The sequence below is a fragment of the Collinsella sp. CLA-ER-H10 genome (assembly GCF_040092475.1).
Taxonomy (GTDB): Bacteria; Actinomycetota; Coriobacteriia; order Coriobacteriales; family Coriobacteriaceae; genus Collinsella.
The window spans coordinates 29,263-53,700 of record NZ_JBBNLM010000009.1 but is presented as its reverse complement, the minus strand read 5'-3'; the positions used below and the strand labels follow the sequence as shown (position 1 = coordinate 53,700).

At 59.3% G+C, this 24,438-nt stretch carries 25 protein-coding genes and 6 tRNA genes; 2 read left to right on the top strand and 29 right to left on the bottom strand.

Annotated elements, in window-relative coordinates; all coding sequences use genetic code 11:
- Nucleotides 1-23: 23 nt before the first annotated feature.
- From pstB to AAAX36_RS05720, 3 genes are all read right to left on the bottom strand, one after another.
- Nucleotides 24-899 (bottom strand): phosphate ABC transporter ATP-binding protein PstB, encoded by an 876-nt coding sequence (gene pstB / locus AAAX36_RS05730; RefSeq protein ID WP_229026348.1) that lies wholly within the window; start codon nt 897-899, stop codon nt 24-26.
- Nucleotides 900-1,002: 103 nt separating this feature from the next.
- The gene (locus AAAX36_RS05725) at nt 1,003-2,241 is read right to left on the bottom strand and encodes an ATP-binding protein (protein WP_349074518.1); all 1,239 of its coding nucleotides are present in this window, start codon (nt 2,239-2,241) and stop codon (nt 1,003-1,005) included.
- 26 nt (nt 2,242-2,267) lie between these two features.
- The gene (locus AAAX36_RS05720) at nt 2,268-2,963 is read right to left on the bottom strand and encodes a response regulator transcription factor (protein ID WP_161145113.1); all 696 of its coding nucleotides are present in this window, start codon (nt 2,961-2,963) and stop codon (nt 2,268-2,270) included.
- 197 nt (nt 2,964-3,160) lie between these two features.
- Between AAAX36_RS05720 and AAAX36_RS05715 the strand changes: the two genes are divergently transcribed.
- Nucleotides 3,161-4,501 carry a D-alanyl-D-alanine carboxypeptidase family protein gene (locus AAAX36_RS05715; protein ID WP_349074516.1) on the top strand — a complete coding sequence of 447 codons (1,341 nt, stop codon included), beginning with the start codon at nt 3,161-3,163 and terminating at the stop codon, nt 4,499-4,501.
- A gap of 130 nt (nt 4,502-4,631) precedes the next feature.
- On the opposite strand, the gene AAAX36_RS05710 is transcribed toward AAAX36_RS05715, so the two are convergent.
- The 7 genes from AAAX36_RS05710 to serS all read right to left on the bottom strand — a co-directional run bounded on the left by AAAX36_RS05710 (nt 4,632) and on the right by serS (nt 10,316).
- A tRNA-Ser gene (locus tag AAAX36_RS05710) sits at nt 4,632-4,722 on the bottom strand.
- A gap of 92 nt (nt 4,723-4,814) precedes the next feature.
- Nucleotides 4,815-7,256, bottom strand: coding sequence for a hypothetical protein (locus tag AAAX36_RS05705; protein ID WP_349074513.1), 2,442 nt, complete (start codon nt 7,254-7,256; stop codon nt 4,815-4,817).
- 375 nt (nt 7,257-7,631) lie between these two features.
- Nucleotides 7,632-7,708 (bottom strand) — tRNA-Arg (locus AAAX36_RS05700).
- A gap of 378 nt (nt 7,709-8,086) precedes the next feature.
- Nucleotides 8,087-8,163 (bottom strand) — tRNA-Arg (locus tag AAAX36_RS05695).
- Nucleotides 8,164-8,327: 164 nt separating this feature from the next.
- Nucleotides 8,328-8,404, bottom strand: a tRNA-Arg gene (locus AAAX36_RS05690).
- Nucleotides 8,405-8,481: 77 nt separating this feature from the next.
- On the bottom strand, nt 8,482-8,859 hold the full coding sequence (locus tag AAAX36_RS05685; RefSeq protein WP_260699092.1) for a hypothetical protein: 378 nt from the start codon (nt 8,857-8,859) through the stop codon (nt 8,482-8,484).
- Nucleotides 8,860-9,032: 173 nt separating this feature from the next.
- Nucleotides 9,033-10,316 carry a serine--tRNA ligase gene (serS, locus tag AAAX36_RS05680; protein WP_040359108.1) on the bottom strand — a complete coding sequence of 428 codons (1,284 nt, stop codon included), beginning with the start codon at nt 10,314-10,316 and terminating at the stop codon, nt 9,033-9,035.
- Between the two features lie 111 nt (nt 10,317-10,427).
- Here serS and AAAX36_RS05675 point away from each other — a divergent pair, with 111 nt between their 5' ends.
- The gene (locus AAAX36_RS05675) at nt 10,428-10,601 is read left to right on the top strand and encodes a DUF6724 family protein (RefSeq protein WP_006235069.1); all 174 of its coding nucleotides are present in this window, start codon (nt 10,428-10,430) and stop codon (nt 10,599-10,601) included.
- Nucleotides 10,602-10,756: 155 nt separating this feature from the next.
- Here AAAX36_RS05675 and proC read toward each other — a convergent pair whose 3' ends face one another.
- From proC to AAAX36_RS05580, 19 genes are all read right to left on the bottom strand, one after another.
- Entirely contained in the window at nt 10,757-11,527 is a 771-nt protein-coding gene (proC, locus tag AAAX36_RS05670) for a pyrroline-5-carboxylate reductase (RefSeq protein WP_055285927.1), read from the bottom strand.
- A gap of 73 nt (nt 11,528-11,600) precedes the next feature.
- Complete coding sequence (rlmH, locus tag AAAX36_RS05665; protein ID WP_349074510.1) at nt 11,601-12,071, bottom strand: 23S rRNA (pseudouridine(1915)-N(3))-methyltransferase RlmH; 471 nt, start codon at nt 12,069-12,071, stop codon at nt 11,601-11,603.
- Nucleotides 12,072-12,077: 6 nt separating this feature from the next.
- Nucleotides 12,078-13,016: an SPFH domain-containing protein gene (locus AAAX36_RS05660; protein WP_022094529.1), complete on the bottom strand. Its 939-nt coding sequence runs from the start codon at nt 13,014-13,016 to the stop codon at nt 12,078-12,080.
- 288 nt (nt 13,017-13,304) lie between these two features.
- Nucleotides 13,305-13,391, bottom strand: a tRNA-Leu gene (locus tag AAAX36_RS05655).
- Nucleotides 13,392-13,434: 43 nt separating this feature from the next.
- Entirely contained in the window at nt 13,435-14,352 is a 918-nt protein-coding gene (locus AAAX36_RS05650) for a TatD family hydrolase (RefSeq protein ID WP_055285924.1), read from the bottom strand.
- Entirely contained in the window at nt 14,342-15,202 is an 861-nt protein-coding gene (gene rsmA / locus AAAX36_RS05645; RefSeq protein ID WP_349074508.1) for a 16S rRNA (adenine(1518)-N(6)/adenine(1519)-N(6))-dimethyltransferase RsmA, read from the bottom strand. Before rsmA ends, AAAX36_RS05650 begins: the two co-directional genes overlap by 11 nt.
- A 110-nt stretch (nt 15,203-15,312) precedes the next feature.
- A complete protein-coding gene (gene metG / locus AAAX36_RS05640; protein ID WP_238057947.1) occupies nt 15,313-16,914 on the bottom strand; it encodes a methionine--tRNA ligase in 1,602 nt (533 codons plus the stop codon).
- A gap of 69 nt (nt 16,915-16,983) precedes the next feature.
- A complete protein-coding gene (gene rsmI / locus AAAX36_RS05635; protein ID WP_349074505.1) occupies nt 16,984-17,862 on the bottom strand; it encodes a 16S rRNA (cytidine(1402)-2'-O)-methyltransferase in 879 nt (292 codons plus the stop codon).
- Nucleotides 17,863-17,868: 6 nt separating this feature from the next.
- A complete protein-coding gene (locus AAAX36_RS05630) occupies nt 17,869-18,930 on the bottom strand; it encodes a cellulase family glycosylhydrolase (protein ID WP_099432625.1) in 1,062 nt (353 codons plus the stop codon).
- Nucleotides 18,931-19,218: 288 nt separating this feature from the next.
- Nucleotides 19,219-19,291: transfer RNA gene (locus tag AAAX36_RS05625), tRNA-Phe, on the bottom strand.
- A gap of 123 nt (nt 19,292-19,414) precedes the next feature.
- Nucleotides 19,415-19,699 (bottom strand): ribbon-helix-helix domain-containing protein, encoded by a 285-nt coding sequence (locus AAAX36_RS05620; RefSeq protein ID WP_035137167.1) that lies wholly within the window; start codon nt 19,697-19,699, stop codon nt 19,415-19,417.
- A complete protein-coding gene (locus AAAX36_RS05615) occupies nt 19,699-19,965 on the bottom strand; it encodes a hypothetical protein (protein ID WP_035136816.1) in 267 nt (88 codons plus the stop codon). The genes AAAX36_RS05620 and AAAX36_RS05615 overlap by 1 nt, the downstream gene beginning before the upstream one ends.
- Before the next feature lie 59 nt (nt 19,966-20,024).
- The gene (locus AAAX36_RS05610; protein ID WP_349074500.1) at nt 20,025-20,384 is read right to left on the bottom strand and encodes a DUF192 domain-containing protein; all 360 of its coding nucleotides are present in this window, start codon (nt 20,382-20,384) and stop codon (nt 20,025-20,027) included.
- On the bottom strand, nt 20,381-20,857 hold the full coding sequence (locus AAAX36_RS05605) for a hypothetical protein (RefSeq protein WP_349074499.1): 477 nt from the start codon (nt 20,855-20,857) through the stop codon (nt 20,381-20,383). The genes AAAX36_RS05610 and AAAX36_RS05605 overlap by 4 nt, the downstream gene beginning before the upstream one ends.
- On the bottom strand, nt 20,857-22,917 hold the full coding sequence (locus AAAX36_RS05600; protein ID WP_349074497.1) for a hypothetical protein: 2,061 nt from the start codon (nt 22,915-22,917) through the stop codon (nt 20,857-20,859). Before AAAX36_RS05600 ends, AAAX36_RS05605 begins: the two co-directional genes overlap by 1 nt.
- 64 nt (nt 22,918-22,981) lie before the next feature.
- Entirely contained in the window at nt 22,982-23,518 is a 537-nt protein-coding gene (locus tag AAAX36_RS05595) for a TadE family protein (RefSeq protein WP_349074496.1), read from the bottom strand.
- Nucleotides 23,454-23,672 (bottom strand): hypothetical protein, encoded by a 219-nt coding sequence (locus AAAX36_RS05590; protein WP_349074494.1) that lies wholly within the window; start codon nt 23,670-23,672, stop codon nt 23,454-23,456. The genes AAAX36_RS05595 and AAAX36_RS05590 overlap by 65 nt, the downstream gene beginning before the upstream one ends.
- A gap of 1 nt (nt 23,673) precedes the next feature.
- Nucleotides 23,674-24,237: a hypothetical protein gene (locus tag AAAX36_RS05585; RefSeq protein WP_349074493.1), complete on the bottom strand. Its 564-nt coding sequence runs from the start codon at nt 24,235-24,237 to the stop codon at nt 23,674-23,676.
- Complete coding sequence (locus tag AAAX36_RS05580; protein ID WP_118288839.1) at nt 24,201-24,434, bottom strand: hypothetical protein; 234 nt, start codon at nt 24,432-24,434, stop codon at nt 24,201-24,203. The genes AAAX36_RS05585 and AAAX36_RS05580 overlap by 37 nt, the downstream gene beginning before the upstream one ends.
- Between the last annotated feature and the right edge of the window lie 4 nt (nt 24,435-24,438).

Here is a 24,438-nt window from a genome sequence, read left to right as displayed (position 1 = left end):
AAAGGTACCTTTACTAGATGGTATCAGCCAAAACGCCCCGTCAAATAATCCGCCGTGCGCGGATCGGTCGGATTCTTGAAGAGTTGCGCGGTGGGCGCGTGCTCCACCAGCTCACCCAGCAAAAAGAATGCGACCGAATCGGAGATACGCGCCGCCTGCTGCATATTGTGCGTAACGACCACGAGCGTGCAGGTCTCTTTGAGCTCGCAGGCCAGCTGCTCCACCACCAGCGTCGACACAGGGTCGAGTGCCGAGGTCGGCTCGTCCATCAGCAGAATGTCGGGCTGCACGGCAAGCGCGCGGGCGATGCACAGGCGCTGCTGCTGTCCACCCGAAAGACCCAGGCCCGACTCTTTGAGCTTGTCCTTGACCTCGTCCCACAGGGCAGCGCGACGCAGGGAGTCCTCGACCAGCTCATCGAGCACGACGCGGTCACGCACTCCCATGCCGCGAGGACCGTACGCGACGTTGTCGTAGATGCTCATGGGAAACGGGTTGGGGCGCTGAAACACCATGCCCACGCGCTGGCGAAGGCGGCAGATGTCGTAATCGCCCAGGATATCTTGACCATCGAGCGCAATCTTGCCCTCGATGCGGCAATCCTTGATGCCGTCGTTCATGCGGTTAAAGCAGCGCAGCAACGTGGACTTTCCGCAGCCCGAAGGCCCGATGAACGAGGTGATCTGCTTGTCGCGGATCTTGATATTCACGTCCTTGAGCGCATGATGGTCGCCATAGAACAGGTCGAGGCCCTCGACGTCGATGCGCGTCGGCGAGGCGGCAAGATCCTCTGCCGTGGGGCGAGTCGCATCCCCAACCTCGCGCTCGTGCGCGGCCTCGGCCTGCGCTTTCATGAGTTCTTCAAGCTCCGTGGGCTCCACAGCCGCAGCAGCCGTCATACCGCATACCTCCACATCGATATCAATTCAGCAGTATCGATAGTAGAAATCGCGGCTCATATGTACGTGAGCGCATTGTCAAGTGTTTGTAAGGGCACGCTGGCTATGCGGCGGGCAGCTCGATGGTGAATATCGTGTGTTCGGGCGTCGATTCACATGCAACGGTACCGCCGTGTGCCGCGATGATCTCCTTGGCAATAGCAAGGCCCAGACCGGCACCACCGCGATTGGTCGCACGCGCCGCATCCAGGCGATAGAACTTCTCAAAGATCACCTTGAGCTTAGCCGCAGGGATAGGATCGCCCTGATTGATAAAGCGCACGCGCACGCCGCCATCGTCTTGGCGCCCGGCCTCAATCGTGATAGTCGAGCCCTCATAGCTATAGGCGACGGCGTTTTTCATGATGTTGTTGAACACGCGGGCCATCTTGTCGCCATCCACGAGCACCGTCAGGTCCTCGCGAATATCAACTTGGGCTTCCTTATGCTGCTCGTTGAGGATGGGATAGAACTCGTCAGCCACCTGAGCCAGCAGCAACCCCAGATCAACATAGCCGCGCGTGAGCACGATATCGTGGAAGTCAAAGCGCGTGATATCGAAGAACTCTTCGATGAGCGCATCGAGCCGGTGCGCCTTGTCGAGCGCCACGCCCGTAAAGTGCGCACGTTGCTCAACCGGCAGCTCAGGAGCCTCTTGCAGCAGCGAAAGATAGCCCACCACACTGGCAAGCGGGGTGCGTAGGTCATGTGCCAAGTACGTGACCAGATCGTCCTTGCGATGCGACTCGTCACGCAGAGCTTGCTGCACCTTGCGCTCACGGTCACGCACGCGGTTAAGGGCGCCCTCGACCTCCAAGAAGTCGCCGTCGATGTTGTCCCAGGTGTCGGGGTGATCGATCAGGCGATCTTGAATACGAACAGCCAGCACACAATCGGCATGCTGCTCGCCCTGCTCGTAGCCCTGGTAGTACAGGGCGCGGCCGCACAAGAACAGCACGCACACGGCAAGCGCCAGCACAAAGCCAAGCATGTTGAATACAAAGCCGACATCAAACAGCACCGGCCCTTCGATGCCGCCGAGCGCCATGGCGCCAATCGCCAACGTCATGGCCCACGCGGCGCCGCCAATCACCACGCAGCGGCACACAATCTCAAATCGATCGATCAGCAAAAAGCCAACAAGCAGCACCGCCAAGATTCCGACGATGTTGTCGATGCCAATCAGCAGCAGGCTCAGCAAAAAGAGCAGCACCGTTGCAAGCGCGCGGTTGTCGACGACCGACCTCACGTATTCAAAGAGCCGATCGGGCACCTCGAACGCTTGCCTATCGTCTTTTGTCATATCAAGATCCTCACAAGCGAAAAGCGTTATTCGATGATGTAGCCGACGCCCCAGACGTTTTTGATAAAGCGTGGCTTTTGTGCGTCGTCACCGATCTTTTCGCGCAAGTGGCGAATATGCACCATCACCGTATTGTTGGAGCCGGACATAAAGTCCTCGTTCCATACCGCGCGGAACAGGTCCTCCACGGCCACCACGCTGCCGCGATGCTCGACCAGATACAGCAAGATTGAATACTCGGTGGGTGTGAGGCGTACCGGTGAACCGTCCACCGTTACGGAACGAGCATCGCGGTTGATCTCCAAGCCGTCGAGCTGAATGGTCGGCGACTCGGCCGCCTGCGCACGGCTACCGTAGCTGGTGTAGCGGCGAAGCTGAGCGTGCACACGCGCGATGAGCTCCAGCGGGCGGAACGGCTTAACCACGTAATCGTCCGCACCAAGCGAAAGGCCCTCGATCTTGTCTTGCTGGGCATCGCGCGCCGTCAGCATGATCACAGGATAGGTATGGCTGGAACGGATCGTACGCAGCAGCACAAATCCATCGATATCGGGCAGCATGACATCCAGCAGCGCCAAATCGAACTCCTGCTCCAAGATTGCCTTGGCAGCATCGGCCCCGCTATAGGCAATCTGGACATCAAAGCCCTCTTTTGTAAGGTAGATACCAACCAAGTCGGCGATGGCCTTCTCGTCATCAACTACCAGTATGCGCTCGTTCATGCGTGCTCCTCTCGCGCTCCATTATGCCCGAGGCGACGCACGCCACACACAACAAGCGTGGGTGATTAAGTCGGCCTTAAGCACCCTTGTGCCCGTTCGGGAGCGGATGTGGGCCACGCACGCACGCGATGATCGCCGACGACGACAAACGATATACTCTAGTTCCAGAAGAGACCATCCCGTCGAAAGCGAAACCTGTGAAGACCCTCACCTCTTTTGCAAAGCGCTCAGCCCAGCTTGCCGCCGGCTTTGTCTGCGCTATCGCCCTTGCCGCTGGCGTGCCCACCGTCGCTGGCGCCCAAGTGCTCACGACCGACAATGTTTGCGGCAAAACCGCCGATGCGCGCGGCATCTCGGCCGAAAACCTGCCCGATATCGATGCGACCAATGCCCTCGTCATGGGCAAAGACGGTACCGTCTACTATGCCCGCGGCGCCGATGAGCAGGTCAAGATTGCCTCGATCACCAAGGTCATGACCGCAATCCTAACCGTCGAGAATTGCAAGATGGACGAGAAGGTCACGGTGAGCAACGCCGCAGCCACCGTGGGTAATTCGACCGCCGGCTTGCTCGAAGGCGACGAGCTTACCGTGGAGCAGGCACTGCGCGGCCTGATGATTCCCTCGGGCAACGACGCCGCCATCGTGCTCGCCGAATATGTGGGCAAGAAAATCGACCCTAAGACCAAAGACGCCGAGGCCACATTTGTGAAGGCCATGAACGAGCGCGCTAAGAAGCTCGGCTGCACCGGTACGCTTTTTGAAAACCCGCATGGTCTGGACTTTGATGGGTGGGCTGGCGATATGCACTCAACCGCACACGACGTAGCGCTGATGATGCAGGAGGCCATGAAAAACGACACGATCCGCGAGGTCGTAGCGAGCGAGGATTCCTGGATCGAGGTCACGGGCGCCGACGGCACCGACCATTCGCATTCCATGGACACGCATAACTATTTGCTGGGCCAAGATGGCAACATCGGCGGCAAGACCGGCACCACCGACGATGCAGGCTATTGTTTTACGGGTGCCTACAACCGCGATGGCGACGAGATCTACACCGTTATTTTGAACTCCACCACCACCGACCAGCGCTTTACCGATACCGCAACCCTTGCCAACTGGTACTACGGTCACAAGGTGACGGTCGCAATCGCCAACACGCAGGAAAAGACCGCCAACGGCAACCCGCTTATGGCGCGCATTAGTCAAACCGACTGGACGGATAAGACGATCGACGCCACGCTCGCCGATCCCACGGCGCAAGCGACCGTGTTTTCCCTTGCCGGCGAGGTGACCGAAAAGGTTAGCTACGACGATCTTTCGGGCACGGTGCATGTGGGCGACAAGGTGGGCAGCGTTACGCTCAAGCAGGACGGCACCAAGATCGCCGTCATGGACCTGGTTGCCGACGAGGAAGGCGCAGGGCCGAATCCCATTGAATGGCTGCTCGTGAAGCTCGATCGCTTGGGCCGCCGCATCGACAACCGCCCACTTGCGGCAGAGAGCGAGACCGTCGCCAAGGCTCCTGAGGTGTAGAGCGCAAGAATAATCAGCCCACTGAAAGGAGGCGTCCGAAAGGATGCCTCTTTTTTGAGGGTTCGAATCCCCAGCCTCCTTTCTCCGCACAAAAAAGGGCCCCAAATGGGACCCTTCTTCAAATTCGTACTGGCGGAGAGCTGGGGATTCGAACCCCAGATGCCCTTTTGGGGCATACTCGCTTAGCAGGCGAGCACCTTCGGCCTCTCGGTCAGCTCTCCGTAACAGCCGTTCTATAGTAACCAAACAGCCAAGGATGGGCAAGAGGAAATTTTCTAATTGCCTAGCATCCTTTCCTCCTTGGAGGCTTCGCCTACCCCAGCGAGCGGTTGAGGGAGCCGAGCTCGTCGTTGCCCATGGTGCGCCACATTTGGAAGATGCAACCGCGTGCCAGGAAAAAGAAGCCGTTGTCGACCAGTTGAACAGCGGCATCTGCAAGCTGATTCGTCACGGCGGACACTGGCGGCAGCTCGAGTCCAGCCTTGCGGATGGTCTCGACCGCTTCCTCGAACGTCGGAGGCTCGCTGACGCCCATCTCGTTCATAAGGCCCTGCATTTCTTCCAGCGCGCTGCTGCCCGATTCCTCACCGCGCGGCACCAGACGGTAACAAGCCAGCGCCAGGTCGAGCTGATCGCAGTTCCAATAGGCAAACGCCAAGCGATAGAACAGATAGCCGATTGCAGAACGATCGCTGGCAATACGTAGGCCGTGGCGTGCCACCTCGATAATCTCGTCAAAGCGCTCCAGACGCGCAAGCACGTTGATGAGCGCAAAGTGCGATTGCATGGACGAGCGCGCCAGATCGTAAAGATGGCGCACCTCGGGCAGCGCTCGTTCAAAGTCCTCTTGCTCGGCGTAAAAGCTACAGATCTCGTGCTGGGCAAAGTACAGCGCATCGGGCGCACGGAGGATTCGCACAGAGCGATCTTCTTCCAACACCGGTAGCACCATGCGCACCAGCTGGTTATCGCAAAACTGCGTTTGAACCGGACCTGTCGCCAAAAGCTCGGCAACGGCGCACTTAGCCTCCAACTCCTCAACAAGACGGGAAAAGCCTTCAAAAGCACCTGTACGGTCGACTTTTGCCTGCTCGCGCAATTCAACAACACGGGCCACGTATGGGTCGTCGTCCTCTTCCATGACCTCCAACTCGTCAGCCGTATCGGCAAGCAGCAAATCGCGCAGCGCCGGCGGCAGTGTGCGATGGTCATCACGCGGACGAGCATGAACCTCCGCAGGCTCAATCGTCTCCGGAGCGGTTGACTCATACGCCTCAAGCACACGCTTGCACGGCATATCGTCCATGTCCATGCTCTCAAGATCCTTGGCGACAGGCACGCAATCGGCCAGATAGGCCGCGCGCCCAAAGAAATACGTTGCGACAACGCGCTCGCCCTGCTCACTGTCGGGAGCAGCAATCTGCACATAGCAGCGCGTGATGCAGGTGCCCGCGGCAAAACACGCTGCCGCAAGCGTGAGTGCCACGCGCGCATCGTGCTCCGCGGCCCAGATCGCACGCGTGTCCTCTTCCAGCTCGCGCCAGGCGTCATCTTGAGCGTCGTATTCACGTTGCGGCATGGCATTCACGACAGAGTGCCCAAACCGAACGAGCATAATCCCCTCGGCAACGTTTGCCCGATAGGTATAGTCGAGCCGCGTGACCACGTTGAGCGCCTCAACGATTCGCGCAAAACGGGTGCGCACGTCCCACTCGCCGCCCGGCTGGCAAGCCACCGTACCCGGTTTGCCCCACGGGTTATCGCTCGAGGCCGTATCGAGCAGTCGGGGAACATCGTTGGTCGTCTTGGCGATATGCCACGCATCAAAGAGCGCGCAGCCCTCAAGGCTCGGCGAGGATGCCACAGGGGCCAATCCGGCCCCGATGCGCTCGAGGATGCCGGAGAGGCGGTTGAGACGGCACTCGATGGCAAGCAGCATGTCAATCTCGCCCTGGTCCAGCAGGCTACGATCAAAATTGAGATAGAACAGCTTCGACCGGTCGATGCGCGCTAGGCTCATTTCGGACTTGGCGGCAATGGTGCGCAGACGGGGCAAGTCGACCTCGCTCATAAGGGCGGCGGCATAACGCTCGATACCGCTCGGATTCTCGGCATGGTCAACGCGGTAGAGCAACGTCTCGATAGCGTCAGGTAGCGGTGCCGTGTTAAAGCCCAAAAACACCTCGACCGGCTCGGGCAACTTTACGAGCTTGATCTTGTCGACAACGTTTTGCATACCCTCGTCGAGTCCGCCGGCGTCCGCCGTGTTCACAATAGCGCTTTCGGAGTTGGCAAATATCACGTAGCGCAAGAACATCGAGGCCATGAACTCGCCGTAAGGAAGGGCGCGGGTCGAATTCCATGTCTCGTGGTCGGACTGCTCGCGCATGGGGCCTTCGGGAGAGCCGGCAGTTTGCGCACACGCGCGCATTGCACCGTTGGCTTCCCTTACCATAATCTCACCAATACTGGAATCCGACTCGTCAAGGACCAGTTCCATGTCGGGATCGTTGGGCAGCGGAGCCTCGCTGACGGGGCGGTCCACCTTGTACACCTCACCCGAAACGCTTACGTAGCCCAAAAGCGACACATGACTTTTGCCAACGAATTCGACGACATAACAAGATTCAAGCTGATCCTCGCCAAAGAGTTTCCAGACCACGCCATATGAGCGTCCCGCAGGCTGCTCGGGCATCGCCGGAAAGCGCTTCTTGGGATCGAGAAACCTGAGCTTGTATGTCGGACGCTCTGCCACGAAGTATCACCCTGATCGGTCGCTTGAAGAAGGAGTGGTCGCGAATAAGTCGCGACATCTACTCGGAATCTTACACGAGTCGACGGGAAATAGCCCGCTTGACGCTCACGCCTCGACCGAGGTTCGAATCCATGCGGTGCTTACGTAAAAGAAAAGCCCCCGTTGCCGGGAGCTTTAATCTCAAATGGTGCGGCGTATAGGATTCCGCGCATCCGCTGCGCGGATCCGCACCGGCTTCGCCCGCCTGCCGGCGTGCTCGCCCGCTCGCTACGGACGCTCCGCGTCCGCTTCACGCTCGCGCCTCGACCGAGGTTCGAATCCATGCAGTGCTTACGTAAAAGAAAAGCCCCCGTTGCCGGGAGCTTTAATCTCAAATGGTGCGGCGTATAGGATTCGAACCTATGACGTTCTGATTCGTAGTCAGACCCTCTATCCAGCTGAGGTAACGCCGCGACTTGTTGATTATTATGCACATCGACTGAATAAAGGTCAAGCATTTTTCGAAAAAAGTTATCAAATTTGATTTTTACTCACTTGGCGCAGTCAATCGACTCGACACTTTCAAACACGGCAAAAGCAACTTCTCAAGTATATCGACATATAAGAAAAGCCTCCGTTACCGGAGGCTTTAAAGTTCAGTTGGTGCGGCGTATAGGATTCCGCGCATCCGCTGCGCGGATCCGCACCGGCTTCGCCCGCCTGTCGGCGGACTCGCCCGCTCGCTAAAAACGCTCCGCGTTTTCTTGACGCTCGCGCCTCGAACGAGGTTCGAATCTCCGCAATGCCCCCGTAAAGGAAAAGCCCCCGTTTCCGGAGGCTTAAAGCTCAATTGGTGCGGCGTATAGGATTCGAACCTATGACGTTCTGATTCGTAGTCAGACCCTCTATCCAGCTGAGGTAACGCCGCAACGCACGGATTATTATGCACGTGACCCCTCGATGGGTCAAGCGACAATTTGGAAAAATTTTACGAAGTGATGATTAAGACGCTCGCGCCTCGACCGAGGTTCGAATCCATGCGGTGTTGCCATAAAAGAAAAGCCCCCGTTGCCGGAGGCTTTCGATTTCAATTGGTGCGGCGTATAGGATTCGAACCTATGACGTTCTGATTCGTAGTCAGACCCTCTATCCAGCTGAGGTAACGCCGCAGCGCAAGACATATAAAACCACTTTAGCTTATTGGAGTCAAGCACAATCTCAAACTTTTTTGTGGAACGCAGTTTTGTCATGCTGCTCCGCATATACCGCCGTTCCCCGTACGATCGATTGGCTTTTCGATCACGTCGAACTTAGCATCAAGTTCCCTCAGGAGCGATCTCACCCGCTGGGCACAGTCATAATCGGCAAACGAGATGCTCAGCATGCGCGCGACCTGGTTGGAAGTCCCAACTCCATAGAAGTGCTCCAGCGCCACAAGCCCCTCGTGCGCCACAAACGTCTCGACCACATGCGGCGACTCCTCAAAGCACCATTGGGTCAACGGACCCTCACTCGTCTGCCGAACCACCAGGCCGCCCATGCCAGACGGCTCACACGTTACAAGCAGGTACTCCCCGCCCTCGTCGCTCTCAAACAAAACCACCCGATCATCAAACAGCTCCATCGCGTCCCCTTTCTCTCGCTCTTATTTAGCAAAAGCATAGCAGGTAGATGGCTGTATACAGAACACTTGTTCGTGTGTTTTCTATTGAGCTGTCCGCACGGCATGGTATGAACCTGCGCACGAAATAGGGCGCCCCCGAAGGAGCGCCCTTGCATATCCCCTATGCAGCCAAGTTACGCGACCGGCTCGATCTTCTCGAGGCCGCCCATGTAAGGACGCAGAACCTCGGGAATCGTGATGGTGCCGTCGGCGTTCTGGTAGTTCTCCAGAATGGCGGCCATGGTGCGGCCGGCCGGTAGGCCGGAACCGTTGAGAGTGTGCAGGTAACGCGAACCCTTGAAGTTCTCGGGGTCGCGATACTTGATGTTGGCGCGGCGAGCCTGGAAGTCACCACAGTTGGAGCAGGAGCTGATCTCCTTGTAGGCGTTGTAGCTCGGCAGCCAGACCTCGACGTCGTAGGTCTGACGGGCAGAGAAGCCCAAGTCGCCGGTGCACAGGCTAATCACGCGATACGGAAGGCCCAGCTGCTGCAGCAGGTACTCGGCCTCGGCGGTCATGCTCTCGAGCTCCTCGTCGGACTCCTCCGGTTTAGCGAACTTGACCATCTCGACCTTGTCGAACTCGTGCTGACGGATGATGCCGCGGGTGTCGCGGCCAGCGGAGCCGGCCTCCTCACGGAAACAGGGAGTGAAGGCAGTGTAGCGGCGCGGCAGGGTGTCGGCGTCGAGGACCTCGCCGGCGTGCAGGTTGGTAAGCACGACCTCGGCGGTGGGAATCAGGAAGTTATCGCCCGAGACGTGATAGGCGTCGTCCTCAAACTTGGGCAGCTGGCCCGTACCGAACATGGTCTGACGCTTGACGACGATGGGCGGCCACCACTCCTTGAAGCCACGGCTGGTGTGCGTATCGAGGAAAAAGTTGATGAGGGCGCGCTCAAGACGGGCGCCGGCGCCACCGAGAACGGTGAAGCGGCTGCCGGAGAGCTTGTTGCCACGCTCGAAGTCGAGGATGTCCAGATCGGTGCCCAGATCCCAGTGCGGCTTAAAGTCGAAGTCGAACTCGCGCGGGGTGCCCCAGCGGCGACGCTCGATGTTCTCGTCCTCGTCCTTGCCGTACGGCGTGGCCTCGCAAGGAATGTTGGGCAGGTGAGCCATGAAGTCGTACTGCTCCTGCTCGAGAGCAGTGCGGCGCTCGGCCAGACCGTCAATCTTCTCGTTGACGGCGCGCACGGCCTCCTTGGCGGCCTCGGCCTCGTCCTTCTTGCCCTCCTTCATCAGGGCGCCGATCTTCTTGGACTCGGCATTGCGCGTGGCCTGGAGCTCCTCGACCTCGGTGATGACGGCACGGCGCTCGTCGTCGAGCTCAAAGAACTTCTCGCGATCCCAAGACGTCTGGCGGTTAGCCATGGCGACATCGATGGCATCGGGGTTCTCGCGAACAAACTTGATATCAAGCATTAGATCCTCCGGCGATATACATTCCATTTAGGTTGCAACCTTGTACATGTATGGGCAAGTATATACTTATGAGCGTTTACGACCCAACTCAACTACGCAAGAAGGCACCCAATGGACGCAGTTTTTTCCTTTTTGTTTGGCACCCGCACCGGTTTTGCCATCCTTTTCGCCGGCGGCATCCTGTTATTTGCGATTCTTGCCTTTGTAATGGAGAAGCGCACCCATAAGATGTACGTCGACCGCGGGCCCAAGTCCGAGGATGAGGAAGACAGCTTCTGGGACTAACCTGCCAAAAAGGGACAGGTTTATTTTGGTCGGTTTTATCTGGGCAAATGCAAGCGCCCCGCAACTGGAATTGAGCCAGTTGCGGGGCGCTTTTCGTACATGTGACAAAACCGCAGGAAAACCTGCCAAAATAAACCTGTCTTTTTTGGTCGGTTTTATTGGAGAGTTGCGTCGATTGCCTTGACCAGGGCGCTGCGCATGCCGGCGTCCTCGAGCGCAACGACGCCCTTGATGGTGGCACCACCGGGCGAGCATACGGCATCCTTCATCGCCGCAGGATGCTGGCCAGTTGCAAGCTGCAGCTTTGCCGTACCCAACACCATCTGGCTCACAATGCGATAGGCATCGGCACGCGGGATACCGTGCTTGACCGCCGCATCGCCCAGGGCCTCGATTGCCATGGCGACAAATGCCGGAGCGCAACCACCCACCGTGCCGCCCACAAACAGCAGGCTCGTATCAAGCTCGACCACCGCACCGAGTTTGCCAAGCAGATCAAGCACCACGGCGCTCTGCTCATCACTAAGCGTGGAAGCCTTCTCGCAAGCGATGACGCCCTCGCCCACCGAAACCGGTGTGTTGGGCACCGTCGAGATATGCGCGACGCCCGGCAGGACCTGCTCCCACTTGGCACTGTCCCAGGTCCAGGCAACCGACAGAACGACCTTTTTGGCAAGAGCATCCTTGAGCGGGGCGAATACCTTCTCGATCATGTACGGTTTGACCGCAGCGACCACGATATCGGATGCGGCGACAACCTCGGCGGCATCGTGGCAGGCGACCATGCCGCGCGCCTCGCAGCGCTCAACCAGTGCGTCGTAGCGACCCGCGCAGGCGCACATGTCGCTCGCAGCTACACCGGCAGCGATCCAGCCATCGGCCATAGCGCTCGCCATATTGCCAAAACCGACAAATCCAATCTTCATATCTCATAGTCCTCTCAGACACGCTCTTCAAAACGAAAGCTATTGTCCCACGCCATTGTTTCGTATTGCCGACCTATTTGTGATACGGCTCGCCACGGCTGATCTTGCAGGCACGGTAAATCTGCTCTAGCAGCACCACACGCGCCAGGTTATGCGGCAAGGTAATGTGTCCAAAGCTGAGCATCTCGTCGGCGCGGGCGCGCACCTCATCACTCACGCCGTCCGAACCGCCGATTACAAAGGCAATGTCGCTGCTGCCTCGCAGCATAAGATCGTCGAGCCGCGCCGAGAGCTCCTCACTCGAACGCTCCTTGCCCTCTATAGCCAGCAGGATCACATGCGCTCGAGACGGCAATGCAGCAAGAATTGCCGCCCCCTCCTTGTCGCGCGCGGCATCCACGCCGCCCGCCTTAGCCGGGTCGATATCGGCCACCTCGCGGATATCCACCTTGGCATAGGTGCCTAGGCGCTTGGTGTACTCAGCGCACGCGTCCTTCCAAAAGCGCTCTTTGAGCTTGCCAACACAAACGACGGTGTATTTCACGCGTGCCTACTCCTTTGACTCGTTCTGAACCTTACCGGCAGCCAGCATCTGCTCGAACATAGAGGCCGACTGCGAAAAGTCGCTCGGCAGCACGACCGTCGAGGTTTTACCCGTGCGAGCGAACTCCGTCATCATCTCGGACCACTGCGTAAACATGAACAGTTGGTTGGCCTCGTCATTGCCGACACCCGTCTCCTGGATGATCTCGAGCGAATCTTTGATACCCAGTGCAATGGCCTTGCGCTGGTTGGCGATGCCCTCGCCCGCCTTTTCCATAGCCTCGGCCTCGGCGGTCGCCTCGGTGACGCGCTTGATGCGGTCGGCCTCGGCGAGCTCCTGTGCCGCAGCGCGCTTGCGCTGGGCGGCGTTGATGTCGTTCATGGAGTTCTCGACCTCGGTCGGCAGTGCGATTTTGGTGATGAGCGTCGACACGAGGGTGAAGCCGTAGGCGGCCATCTGCTCGGAAACGGTAGCGTTGACATCCTTGGCGATGTCATCCTTCTTGGCAAAGACCTCATCGAGTGTGTAGACGGGAATCGAAGAGCGTAGGGCGTCGGTGATGAAGTCACGCATCTGGTCGACGGGCTCCTGCAGCATGTAGTAGCTCTTGTAGATACCCGAATCTGCCGGGCCGGCGCCCATGTCATAGCTCACGTGGTACTGAGCAGAGACCTCAAGGCCGATGGTCACGTTGTCCTGGGTCTTAACGTCGATGCCAAAACCGTTTTTCATGGTGCGCAGGCTCACCGTGGCGGCCTTGCGGTCGATCACGGGCACCTTCATGTGGAAGCCCGCGTTGACGATGCGGTTAAACTTGCCCAGGCGCTCGATGATCACGGCATGCTGTTGTTCAACGACATAGCAGGCGTTGGGAAGCAGTAGCAACAGAATGATGATGGGAATCAAAAGGCTGGTAAGGGCGGCGATGATACCGGACAACAGCATGGTCTCTCCTCTGATAGGCACACGTTGGCATTAGGATACCCGTACAAGGAGATCGTACATAACAAAAAAGCTCCCATTGCTGGGAGTTCTTTCATTCAATGGTGCGGGCGAAAGGACGTCCGCGTATCCGCTTCGCGGATCCGCACCGGCTTCGGCCGCCTGCCGGCGTCCTCGCCAGCTCGCTAAAAACGCTCCGCGTTTTCTTTACGCTCGCTCCTTCACAGGTTCAAGTCCCTGTGAAGGGCCCATAACAAAAAAGCTCCCATTGCTGGGAGCTCTTTAATTTAATGGTGCGGGCGAAAGGACTTGAACCTTCATGGGGTTGCCCCCATACGGACCTGAACCGTACGCGTCTGCCAATTCCGCCACGCCCGCGTGCAGGAATTAGAATAACGGAGCGCCATCGCGAACGCAAGAACTATTTTTGAAAAAGTTTACAGGCATTTTCCCAAGCTGCTCGCGCGATTGCCTCAGCATCCTCGCCGGTACGATCGACACGGTCGTTGACCAGCGTGTTTGCCGTAATGGAGATCATTGCGGGCTCGCATTCAAGACCGCGGATGGGCTCCGGAGCCATATACGGGCAATCCGTCTCGAACAAAATTCGATCGAGTGGGGTTGCCGCAAATGCCTCGCGCACATCGTCGTTGCGCTTAAAGGTGGCCGCACCGCCATAGGCGATATAGCAGCCCAAATCCACAAAGCGCTCCATCGTGGCGCGGTCCTCGCCAAAACAGTGCAGCACACAACCAGCCTGGGGCACACCCACCTCGCGCAGTACGTTGTACGCATCGACGTGCGAGGTGCGCTCCCCATCCGAGTCCTCGTGACGCAGGTGCAGCTCCACCGGCACATTGCGGCGCACGGCAAGCTCGAGCTGGCGCGCCATGCAATCAATCTGCACGTTATGGGGTGCCGGCGCGATATCGTCGTCATAGTCCATGTGATAGTCCAGGCCGATTTCGCCAATACCGGCGCATAAGGGGTCATCAAGTGCGGCAACGACCTGTGCATGAACGTCGTCGGTATAGTCCGGCGCGCCATACGGATGCACGCCGGCAAGATACTTGATCTGCGGGATATCCTGCATCGGAAGAATCTCGCGCACCAGCCAGTCGCTATAGTCCGCCACGCTGCGCTTGTCGGCAATGGGGTCGAACATCGTCACCAACAGGTCGACGCCCGCGGCTTTGGCGCGCACGAGCGTCTCGGGCACATCCTTGCCCCAAAACGAAAGCAGATGTGCATGCGTGTCGGCAAGCGGCGCCAAGGGCACGGGACAAGCAACCGTCTTCTTTTTCTTGGTAAACGTCACGCGTTCGGCATTAGGCGTCATGGATTAGCTCCCGGGCCAGACGGACAAAGTCGGCAACATCGAGCGTCTCGGCGCGCGTGGTGGGTGCGATACCGCAAACCTCAAAAGCGGCATCGAGCACGTCCTTGGCAAAACCGTTGGCGCTCATGGAATTGCGGATGGTCTTGCGACGCTGAGCAAATGCAGCATCAATCACGCGGGCCACAAATTCGCGATCGAGTCCTTCGGGCACCACGCCGTCAACACGGTCGATACGCACGACGGCCGAGTCCACGTGCGGCGCCGGCATAAAGCAACGCGGCGGCACCTCAAAGCGACCCGTCACCTGCGCATACAGGCCGAGCTTTGCCGTATAGCCGCCATAGGTCTTGTTGCCCGGCACTGCGGCAATGCGATCGGCAACCTCCTTTTGCACCATGACGACGGCGCGCTTGAGCGCGGGCATCGTCTGGAAGAACTGCAGGATGATTGTCGCCGCCACGTTATAGGGCAAGTTCGCGACAAATACCGTCGGCTCACCGCCGGCGGCCTGCTCAATCTGCTCCGGCGTCACCTTAAGCGCGTCGCCCATGATAAAGCGGAAGTTGGCGTAGTCGGCGGCGTGAGCATCGAGCACCGGCTCGAGCTCGGGATCGGCCTCGATCGACGTGACGCACGCCGCCACCTGCAACAGCGCAAGCGTGAGCGTACCAACGCCCGGACCAACCTCGAGCACGCGCTCATCGCCTGCAAGCTCGGCAAGCTCGCAAATGCGCTCAATTACATGGTTGTCGATCAGGAAGTTCTGGCCCAGGCGATGCTTGGTCGCAAGGCCAAACTCCTCCAGCAGCTCCCTGGTGGCCGTGGGGTTTGCCAAAGGCGAAGTTGTCATGGTTGCCTCCTTAGCATGATGGCGGCGTCTTGAAACAAAAGGGCATGGACCGTGGCGGCCATGCCCTTACAGCTAAACAGCAAATTGCCGATATGGCGCTCGCGCGGTCTCTACGCCAGACGCGGGAACAGCGGATCGCCCTTCTCGACGGACTGACCACCGGCAAGCAGGCCCCAAGTGCAAATGCCCTTGAGGTCGTCGCTCGCGGCCTCTTCCTCGCAGGACAGGCGACGCAGGGCCTCGGCAGAAGTCTGGGGCATGAGCGGCATCAGCAGGTGAGCGGCAATGCGGATGGCCTCGAGCAGGTTGTAGATCACAAATGCCAGCTCGTCAGCCTTGGCCTCGTCCTTGGCAAGCGCCCAGGGCTCGGAGTCCTCTATGTAGTGGTTGGCGGCATGGATGAGCTCCATGACCTCATCCTTGGCTCCGCCGTAATCGAGCACGTCCATCTTGGCCATGTAGCGCTCGACCAGGCCATCGGCGATCTTTGCCAGCGGGTTGTCGAACGCATCGAACGACGCGGGCTTGGCGGGCGCGCAACCGTCAAAGTACTTGCCGCTCATGTTGAGCGAACGCGAGATAAGGTTGCCCCAGCTGTTGGCCAGGTCGGCGTTGTAGACCTGCTCCATGCGATCGAAGCTGATGGCACCGTCGGTGCCGGGGACGACGTCGGTCATGAAGTAGTAGCGATAGCCCTCGACGCCCAGCATGTCGATAACGTCCTGCGGAGCGATGGCGTTGCCGCGGCTCTTGGACATCTTCTCGGCCTTGCCGGTCTCGGCATTGCGCACGGTCAGGAAGCCGTGGGCAAAGACGTGCTCGGGCAGGGCCTCGCCGATGGCCATGAGCATGGCGGGCCAAATGACACAGTGGAAGCGGATGATGTCCTTACCCACGATGTGGAACTGCGCGGGCCAGCGATAGGCCAGCTCGGCACGCGCCTCGTCGGTGTCGACACCGTAGCCGACGGCCGTCATATAGTTGAGCAGCGCATCGAACCACACGTAGGTCACATGACCCTCGTCAAACGGGACCTGAATGCCCCAGTCAAAGCTCGTACGGCTCACGGAAAGGTCGTTAAGGCCGCCCTCGACAAAGCTGCGAACCTCGTTCATGCGGAACGCAGGCTCGACAAAGTCGGGGTGCTCGTCATAGAGCTTGAGCAGCTTGTCCTGGAAGGCGGAAAGCTTAAAGAAGTAGGACTCCTCCTGCACGCGCTCAAGCGGACGGTGGCAGTCGGGGCACAGGTGCTGGCCGACGCTGCCGTACTCCTCGTCGCCCTTCTGGACCTGCGTATCAGTGAAGTAGGTCTCGTCAGGCACGCAATACCAACCGTCGTAGCTGCCCTTATACAGGTAGCCGGACTCCTTCATGCGCTCCCACAGGTACTGCACGGCATGATGCTGGCGCGGCTCGGTGGTGCGGATGAAGTCGTCGTTGGAAATCTCGAGCTTGCTCCAAAGCTCCTTGAAGTGCGGAGCCTGGCTGTCGGTCCACTCCTGCGGCGTCATGTTGTGCTTGGCTGCGGCCTCGGCGACCTTCTCGCCGTGCTCGTCCATGCCGGTCAGGAACTTGACGTTATAGCCGGCGGAGCGGCGATAGCGAGCCTGAACGTCGGCGATGATGGTGGAATAAGCCGTGCCCAGGTGCGGATCGGCGTTGACGTAGTAGATGGGCGTCGTGATAAAGAACGAAGGCTTGCTTTGATCCATGGGGTTTGTCCTCCAGAAAAACGTTGCATACAGAGGATGATTCTAGCGCAAGGGCTGGATATCCTCCATCTATTGCATATCGAGCACCATGGCATAGACATCGCGCTTGCGGCGCGAATACTTCTGAGACAGGCGCTTGGCCACCGCAGAGGCGGGCTCCCCCTCCTCGAGCGCGGCGCGGATATCCTCGCGCAGGGCCTCGTCGGGATCCTCTGCCGCGGCGCCAACCGGCACGATACCGGCCTCCTCATCCTCACTCGGCGGCGCGATGACCAGCGCAATCTCGCCCTTTACCTCGCCGCGAGCACGCAGCTCCTCGGCAAGCTGGGCAGCGGGCCCGCGCAAGACCTCCTCGTGCAGCTTGGTGAGTTCGCGGCAGACGGCAACCTCACGCTGGGGAAAGACCTCCGCCACGGCCTCGAGCGTCGCCACGATACGATGTGGAGACTCGTAGAAGATGAGCGCGCCGGGCACCACGGCAAGGCGCTGCAAACGGCGCACGCGGTCGCCGTGCTTTCGGCCCAAAAAGCCCTCGAAGAAAAAATGCTCGCAGGGAATGCCGGACGAAACGAGCGCCGTGACGCAAGCAGAGGGCCCGGGAATAACTTCGACGGGCACATCGGCCTCACGCGCCGCCTCGACCAGCGCCTGGCCGGGATCGGACACGCTCGGCATGCCGGCGTCCGAGGCAAAGGCGAGGGTCTCCCCCGCCAGCAGACGGTCGACCAGGCCGGCGGCGCGGTTGGCGATCACATTCTCGTCGCAACGGACAAGCGGCTTGGAAATGCCCAGATGCATCAGCAGCTTTGACGTCACACGCGTGTCTTCGCAGCAGATGGCATCGGCGGCGGCAAACGCCTCGCCAACGCGCGGGGACAGGTCGCCCAGGTTGCCGATGGGCGTGCCGACCACATAGAGTTTGCCCGTATGGGTGCTGTTTTGCGTCATATCAACCTATTCAATCATGCCGCGCTCGAGCGTACCGAGCGCCGCGCGGGCGTCCCATGCTGCAATGCGCTTCTCGGTCTTCCACGTTTGGAAGAACCAACCGGCAGCCGGCGCAAACGAAGCCAGCTGGTTGGCGATAAACACGCGCTCGTAGGCATTGCGGCCTTCGGGCGTAACCGACGAGTTGGCAAAGATCGCCGCACCCGACCATTCGCCCACCAGCACGGGGAACCCAGTCGAAATCGCTTCTTTAAGCTCGCGCTTGTTACGGGAAATCGCCGTCGTCAGCCCGCGGGGGCTCGTGATATCGAGCGCATACTCGTCGCGGTAATGGTACAGGTGAAGGTCCATGTAGACGTTCTTGTACTTGGCGCCGCGCATAAAATGCTTCCACTCGCTGGGATGCCCCGAAGACGAAAAGACGACGATCTTATCCTCGGGCATATACGAACGGACGAGCTCGTAGGCATCGCGATAGAAATTGCGCAGGTAGTGAGCCGGAATGCCATCCGTCATGGCAAAGAGACTCTTGCGGACACTCATCTGCGGCGTATCCAGCAGCTCAATGCCCAGCAGGCTCTCGGCCTCGCCGTAACGCTCGGCCAAGCGCTCGAGCACGTCGAGTGCGACATGGCGGCCGTTAGTGGACGAATGCCACTCGGCAACAGCCTCCGGCGTGGCGGGCGAATCGTTGGAATCGCCCTGGCCACCGGGCACAGTCGCCAGGTCAAGCAGCACGCGAATGTTGTACTTGGCAGCCCACTCAATCGCGCGGTCGATGTAATCGACAACCGAGATGTAGGAGGCATCGGACTCCTGTGAGCCAAAGGCATACCAAGGCACCGGCAGGCGCACGGCGTTGAGGCCGATCTGCGCCATGCGACGGAAATCATCCTCGCTCACAAACGTCTCGTAATGACGGCGCATGCGCTCGTTATAGGCGGCGGTGCCCATGGCCTCCTGCAGCTCGGCCGCGTTGGATGCACCAGTCGCTGCGTATAGCGACGGGGTAACCCAAGGCTCGGGAATGAACCAGCCAGAGAGATTAACGCCGAGTATCCTCTCCATCACTGCCCCCTTCGGATCGTGCAGGCCGAGCCTGCATCGTATTGCATAGGAAAAGTATCGTTTTGAGTATACCCGCGCGTGCGGACAGACGACCGAACGGTCTGTAAAGTGGCGCAAAAGCGGGAGGAATGTCTGAGCGGGCCCGAGATGGCGCGCCGAGATGTGCACGCACGTCGGAAGTAAGCGCCGGAAAGCGCGTCCCGTTTTTCGCAAAAGACTGGGATGCATTTTCCGCGGGTCCACATAAAAGAAAAGGACCCCTTTGCAGAGGTCCTAGTCAATTCAAGGTGGCGGGGAAGGGAATCGAACCCCTGACACGAGGATTTTCAGTCCTCTGCTCTACCAACTGAGCTACCCAGCCATTTGAGGTGTGCCTTGTTTCAAGGCTTGATTAGTATAACCAAGGACGCGTTCCGGTCAACCGAGAATTTTAAAAAAGTTTTTGAGCACAGCCTCGGTTCTATAAATCGGCACGTCAGAGGTATCAGCCGGCAGCAAGAAGTTTTTCACTCAGAGCCGCACGGGCAAACTCACTTGGCGTCATCCCCTCGGCAGCCGCCCGTCGACGAATGGCCTCCTTCATTCCCAGAGGAATCTTGACCGACAGCGTTGCCGTCCCCTCACCTGAGAGCGGGGGCCGTCCATGCACGATTCCACCAACGGTGTGTTCGCCATCCGGAAACTCTCCGCGCTCGTACGACTCGCACCACGCGTCAATCATTTCATCCGTTACAACCTGACCATTAGCGGCCGTATACGTCTTGCCCATCATCGACCCCTTTGCCGAGCTCGCTCGATCTCTTGCCAGAATTTCTTCTGAACCGGAGACAGGGCATGAATAATGAGCCATCCACGAATTAGTTCGACCGCAACAAGTTCCACACTTCGACCATCTGGAAGCCATCCAATGGCAAGCCATCTCGGCGGCTCGTCCTCCGACTCGCGGCGAATGCACTCAGTAACCGCGAACCAGGCACCAAGCACCTGCTTTTCCGTCAAGTGTTTTTTGGCGTTCGGATGGATCTCAACATCCATGCATCTTCTCCTCCATCTTACCCAATTTCGTATGACGAAAGTCCGCCGTCGCCAATCTCTTACGCCGGTACTTGTTGGAGGGCGGGAGGTGTAGCGAGGATTGAAGGGCGTTCCAATACCGCCCAGGCACCGGGACAGGAACACATGTGCCAAGGACGGACGTTTTCGTAGCGCGCGAGGACATTGCCGTCGCGATCGATGAAGGCGATGTCGATGGGATAGGCCATAAAACACGTATGGACCGAAGAGCAGCGTGGAAACGCCATGACGAGCGGCAGGCCGTTGGCGGCAACCGGACGCCGTCCCAGCATGCCGCGCAGGCGCACGACAAACGACTCCGCCACCACAAACTCGGCCGGCGTCCAACCCAGCCTGTTGAGTGCCCGCGCGTAGGCGATGTAGGACGAGACCGCGGTCACATGACCACCCCCGGACGCCATGGATCGACCGTCACCGCACGCTCGTGCGACAACGTTGTCGGCGCCCCCAGCGGAACGCCAGCGATGCTGAGAGAAGTCGGCCACGGCTCATAGTGCATGGTGCAGGTGTAGGTCCTAAACGTACCGGATAGGGAGAGCAGGCCACCATCCAATGCCTTCGCGCCTTGCTCGCTCGACACTTCGATCTGCAAGTCATAGCCTTCCATGGCATTCAGAATTTGAGTCTGAACCGTCGCCGAGGCATCGGCAGAGCTTTCGTCGCCCTCCCCCTCCGACGCCACGGCGTGCGCCAACACGATGTCGGGCACCACGCGGTCGAAGCGCGCGACAGCGCTGGCAAAGACCATGACGTTGTACACGATGAGTGCCAGCACCAGCAAAACGGGCGTAACCACTGCCATCTCCACCGTCGCTTGGGCGCGCTCCTCGCGCAGACGCATGCGGATACTCATTACGACCCACCGCCCAGAGCGCCAACCAGCGTGGCGACATCGACGGTGAGCGGGATGGAGCCGCCGCCGGGCAAAGGAATCTCCGCAAGTGTGAACACCGTACCGCTAATGGTGCGTTCGACTTGATATTCCAATGCCTCGCAAAGCGCCTTGGGATCGGTCACGCCCAACGGAATACTTCGCAGTTTGTCTTGCGCTTGAGAGAGACCCGCAATGTCAGACCCCGGACTCTTAATGACATTGGCGGAATCGGTCAGCACCGGCTTTCGCAGGCGCAAGTCGCACGGCTCCAGGCCCAACGCCGCCACGGACGCCGAAACGGTATCGCCGAGCCACGATGCGATGGAGCCCAACGCGCCGCTGCCCCCTCCCAGGCCCTTAATCATCTCGTCCATAAGTTCGTCGGCCGAACCTTGGATGTCTCCGTATCCCACAAGCAGCCGTCCCCAAACATCCATGACGCCATCGAGTACGCCGGCAACGCCGCCCGAGCGTTCCTTCAATGTCGAGAAAAATCGCGAAAGCACGTTGTTTTGCGCCGTCGCCTCATCGGGCGCCAACACCGCGGCAGAGATAGCACCGCGATCGTCAAGCCTGACTGCCGTGTTAAACGAAGAGTTGAGCTCATCGGGGCTCGAGATGGCACCCGAAACCGCAAAGGCGACCACGCCGTTGCGACCGGGCGGAGCGATACGCGGGCGCTCGCCCGAAAGCTCCTTGATGGCCTGGTCAAACGTATTGCCCGCACGATCGGCCTCGTCTTCGGTCTGACGCTCGAGCTCGAGCTCTTTGTTGCGGCATTCGACGTAGTCTTCCAGGGCCTCTTTGAACTTGTCAAAGTGGTATTCGAAGCCCCTTTCGACAGAAGTCGTTGCAATCGCAACGTACCCTAAAGACGACACACCGAAATGGCATTCGCTACACGTTTCGTAACCGTCAAAATCTGCGACGGATGCCAGCCCACCCGGCTTTCCTTTTTTGTAATTTGGACAGTCAGTCCCATAATGCAAATAGGTAACTTTATCCACTTCACTCGTGGGCCAACGCGCATCAGTATAGAGTTCAGTCGTCCGCGCCTCATCTGGATTTCGCGGAAGGAAAGGGATGTGGGCGGAAACTTTGCCGTCCTTTTCAGTTATATATGCCCGCTCGACTTCTTCGCTCGCATAAGCGAAGAACACCTTTCGTGCAGCAGAATCTGCCTGTTTTTCCGGACCCTCGCCAAGCGGTTTCTCATTTGCCAGGCGCTGGCGATAGTAGGCCTTCGCACGATCGAACGCCACTTGCGGTTCCCACGTAACGCTCGAAGCGTAATGCGGATTTTGAGCACCAGAGAGATCCGCTAGGCTTTTCGCACGCTCCCACATGCAAGAACAGCTGCTGACCGAGCCCTTGTCCGACCCACCACAATCCGCCAGCCAAGCGCGCTCTTTAGCCTTTGCCGTGTCCTCAGAAGCCTTCCGCAGCTCCTCGGCCGCACGCTCTAAATCATCTGATGTGCCTTTAATGGTATCGGTCGAAATCTCTGACCCTTTGAGCGCAGCGAAGTCCGACTCGGATGTCCTGGGCACGGCAAGCGCCGTACCGGTATAGGTCACACTATCGGTATCCTGCGCCGACACCGCCTGCGTGGCACGCGCGGCGATCAGATACGGCAGAGCCGTCTCGATTTTCTGTAAGCCTTCCGATGCGCTTTTGGCAAACTTGTTGCGCGTTTTAATGATCTCAATCCCGGTGTCGACCATATTGCCGGCAACTGGTTCGGCACCCGGGATGAGGATGGCGACCAGGCCCGTCCCGATCGTGGCAAACCCCGCTAGGCCCAAACTCAAGATGCTCGCATCCACCACCGTGGCAGCCGTGTGATAGGACGACACCACATTGGCGCCTGCCAGCGCGCCGCTATCGGCAGCCACCTGGGTGTCCCCCGCGCGCGACATGCTCCATATCGCCGCCGTCGACGAAAACAGCAGCGTGAGCACCACCAAGATGACCACCGCAGAGGAAAGCGTGGTGTAGGCACCGTCTTCGATAAACAGGTCGATACCGGCTCGACCCATAAAGCCGCCTCGCTTGCGATGGCAGCTCGGACGGCGCGTCAAAACGCGTCTAGACCAGAAACGCTTAATCCCATGCAGCAATCCACGAATCATAATCTCCCTCCAGCCATTCGGGACGTGATTGATACGAGACATCGACCTTGAGCTCAACGTAGCCGCCCACGGCGGTACCACCCATAGCCTGCGCAAACGCACCGATCACAGGCAACGGCTTGACCTCGCCGGAAACGGACACGGACGAGACGCCGCCCGCATCGGCCCGGCTAAGCTCGACATCCCACGACAACGGCCCGCCGGCATGAAAGATCGAAACGTTGGGCACTGCGGCAAGCCGGCGGCGGGTGAACTCCTTAAGATCGTCGTCCTCCGCCGTCGTCGTGGTCATGAGCCGCGCGGTCTCGGCGGCGGCAGACTCCATGACCGCGCGCGTATAAAGCAGGCACACCGGTTGCAGTGCGAGAAGGATGAGCGTCAGAAACGTCGGCAGCAAAAAAGCGGCCTCGACCGTAGACTGCGCCCGGTCCTCGCGCGCGATATCAATACAACGCGATGTCCTTAGCGCCCGCAGCGGCGTCGATAACCGACGTCGAGGTAGCGCCATGGGATGCCGCCCGCTCAACCAGCGCTGCCAAGCGCCCATCGGTGCCAGCACGCCAAAGCCCCGCGATCGCCAGCACGATCGATAACAGCGCCACCGTGACGATGGCGTATTCGACCGTCGCCTGGGCAGATTCCTCACGCAGAACGCCATGCATTTCACGATCCCTCCTTTGAGCTCATTGTTTGCGGGACCAGACGCACGGCGCGCAGACGACACGAAGCATCGCCAGCATCCGCGGCAACCGTCACCATATCGACCCAGCCGCGCCCATCGCGCACGATGGCGCCCCATACGTTGCCCTTAATATCGAGATAGCCGCTCAGGGCGAGCTGGGCCGTTGGCACCTCGCGGTAGGCGCGTAACATATCCGCCGCTGCCTCGGTCATCGGTCGGTCCTCGGACCATGCAAGCCGGACCGCAATCGCGTTGTCCTCAGGCGAATCCGTCGCAGTGCCAGACCGCTTGTCGAGCGTCCGCAGAAAGGTTTGCGCCGTGACAGCGACATCCGAATCGTCCGCATCTCGCATCTCATCTTTTTGGGACGCCACCGCCGAATCTGAGCCCGAATCGAAGGCGGCCCCAGGACGCTGCTGCCGCGCGGCGTTAAGCCCCCAAAGCACCGCCGCTATCGCCACGGTCAGGCAAGCAAACACCAGCAGCACCCCGATGGGGCGCTCGCCCTCTACAGGCTGTTGATGCCCTCGCTGATAGCGTTCCATAGATCTTGGACCTTGCCTTTAAATGCAACGATGGCAATAATCGCGATCACCACAAGCACGCCCACCAAAATGGCGTACTCGGTGGTACCCTGCGCGCTCTCCTCCCGCAACAGCTCCTTGGCATGCTGGCGAGCGCGGATCGCCCGGCAAAAAGCCCAGTTCCAAGCCTTGTCAGCAACTTCGACCATCGTGTTCATGTAT

What these genes read in the sequence shown, in the direction of transcription:
- AAAX36_RS05585 (WP_349074493.1), bottom strand. Translation starts at nt 24,237, where the DNA reads ATGGAACGCTATCAGCGAGGGCATCAACAGCCTGTAGAGGGCGAGCGC.
- AAAX36_RS05620 (WP_035137167.1), bottom strand. Translation starts at nt 19,699, where the DNA reads ATGGGCAAGACGTATACGGCCGCTAATGGTCAGGTTGTAACGGATGAA.
- AAAX36_RS05600 (WP_349074497.1), bottom strand. Translation starts at nt 22,917, where the DNA reads ATGGGTCGAGCCGGTATCGACCTGTTTATCGAAGACGGTGCCTACACC.
- metG (WP_238057947.1), bottom strand. Translation starts at nt 16,914, where the DNA reads ATGGATCAAAGCAAGCCTTCGTTCTTTATCACGACGCCCATCTACTAC.
- AAAX36_RS05605 (WP_349074499.1), bottom strand. Translation starts at nt 20,857, where the DNA reads ATGAGTATCCGCATGCGTCTGCGCGAGGAGCGCGCCCAAGCGACGGTG.
- proC (WP_055285927.1), bottom strand. Translation starts at nt 11,527, where the DNA reads ATGAAGATTGGATTTGTCGGTTTTGGCAATATGGCGAGCGCTATGGCC.
- AAAX36_RS05630 (WP_099432625.1), bottom strand. Translation starts at nt 18,930, where the DNA reads ATGGAGAGGATACTCGGCGTTAATCTCTCTGGCTGGTTCATTCCCGAG.
- AAAX36_RS05660 (WP_022094529.1), bottom strand. Translation starts at nt 13,016, where the DNA reads ATGCTGTTGTCCGGTATCATCGCCGCCCTTACCAGCCTTTTGATTCCC.
- rsmI (WP_349074505.1), bottom strand. Translation starts at nt 17,862, where the DNA reads ATGACGCAAAACAGCACCCATACGGGCAAACTCTATGTGGTCGGCACG.
- AAAX36_RS05650 (WP_055285924.1), bottom strand. Translation starts at nt 14,352, where the DNA reads ATGACGCCTAATGCCGAACGCGTGACGTTTACCAAGAAAAAGAAGACG.
- AAAX36_RS05595 (WP_349074496.1), bottom strand. Translation starts at nt 23,518, where the DNA reads ATGGCGCTACCTCGACGTCGGTTATCGACGCCGCTGCGGGCGCTAAGG.
- AAAX36_RS05615 (WP_035136816.1), bottom strand. Translation starts at nt 19,965, where the DNA reads ATGGATGTTGAGATCCATCCGAACGCCAAAAAACACTTGACGGAAAAG.
- AAAX36_RS05580 (WP_118288839.1), bottom strand. Translation starts at nt 24,434, where the DNA reads ATGAACACGATGGTCGAAGTTGCTGACAAGGCTTGGAACTGGGCTTTT.
- serS (WP_040359108.1), bottom strand. Translation starts at nt 10,316, where the DNA reads ATGCTTGATATCAAGTTTGTTCGCGAGAACCCCGATGCCATCGATGTC.
- AAAX36_RS05675 (WP_006235069.1), top strand. Translation starts at nt 10,428, where the DNA reads ATGGACGCAGTTTTTTCCTTTTTGTTTGGCACCCGCACCGGTTTTGCC.
- AAAX36_RS05685 (WP_260699092.1), bottom strand. Translation starts at nt 8,859, where the DNA reads ATGGAGCTGTTTGATGATCGGGTGGTTTTGTTTGAGAGCGACGAGGGC.
- AAAX36_RS05720 (WP_161145113.1), bottom strand. Translation starts at nt 2,963, where the DNA reads ATGAACGAGCGCATACTGGTAGTTGATGACGAGAAGGCCATCGCCGAC.
- rsmA (WP_349074508.1), bottom strand. Translation starts at nt 15,202, where the DNA reads ATGACAACTTCGCCTTTGGCAAACCCCACGGCCACCAGGGAGCTGCTG.
- AAAX36_RS05590 (WP_349074494.1), bottom strand. Translation starts at nt 23,672, where the DNA reads ATGCATGGCGTTCTGCGTGAGGAATCTGCCCAGGCGACGGTCGAATAC.
- pstB (WP_229026348.1), bottom strand. Translation starts at nt 899, where the DNA reads ATGACGGCTGCTGCGGCTGTGGAGCCCACGGAGCTTGAAGAACTCATG.
- AAAX36_RS05725 (WP_349074518.1), bottom strand. Translation starts at nt 2,241, where the DNA reads ATGACAAAAGACGATAGGCAAGCGTTCGAGGTGCCCGATCGGCTCTTT.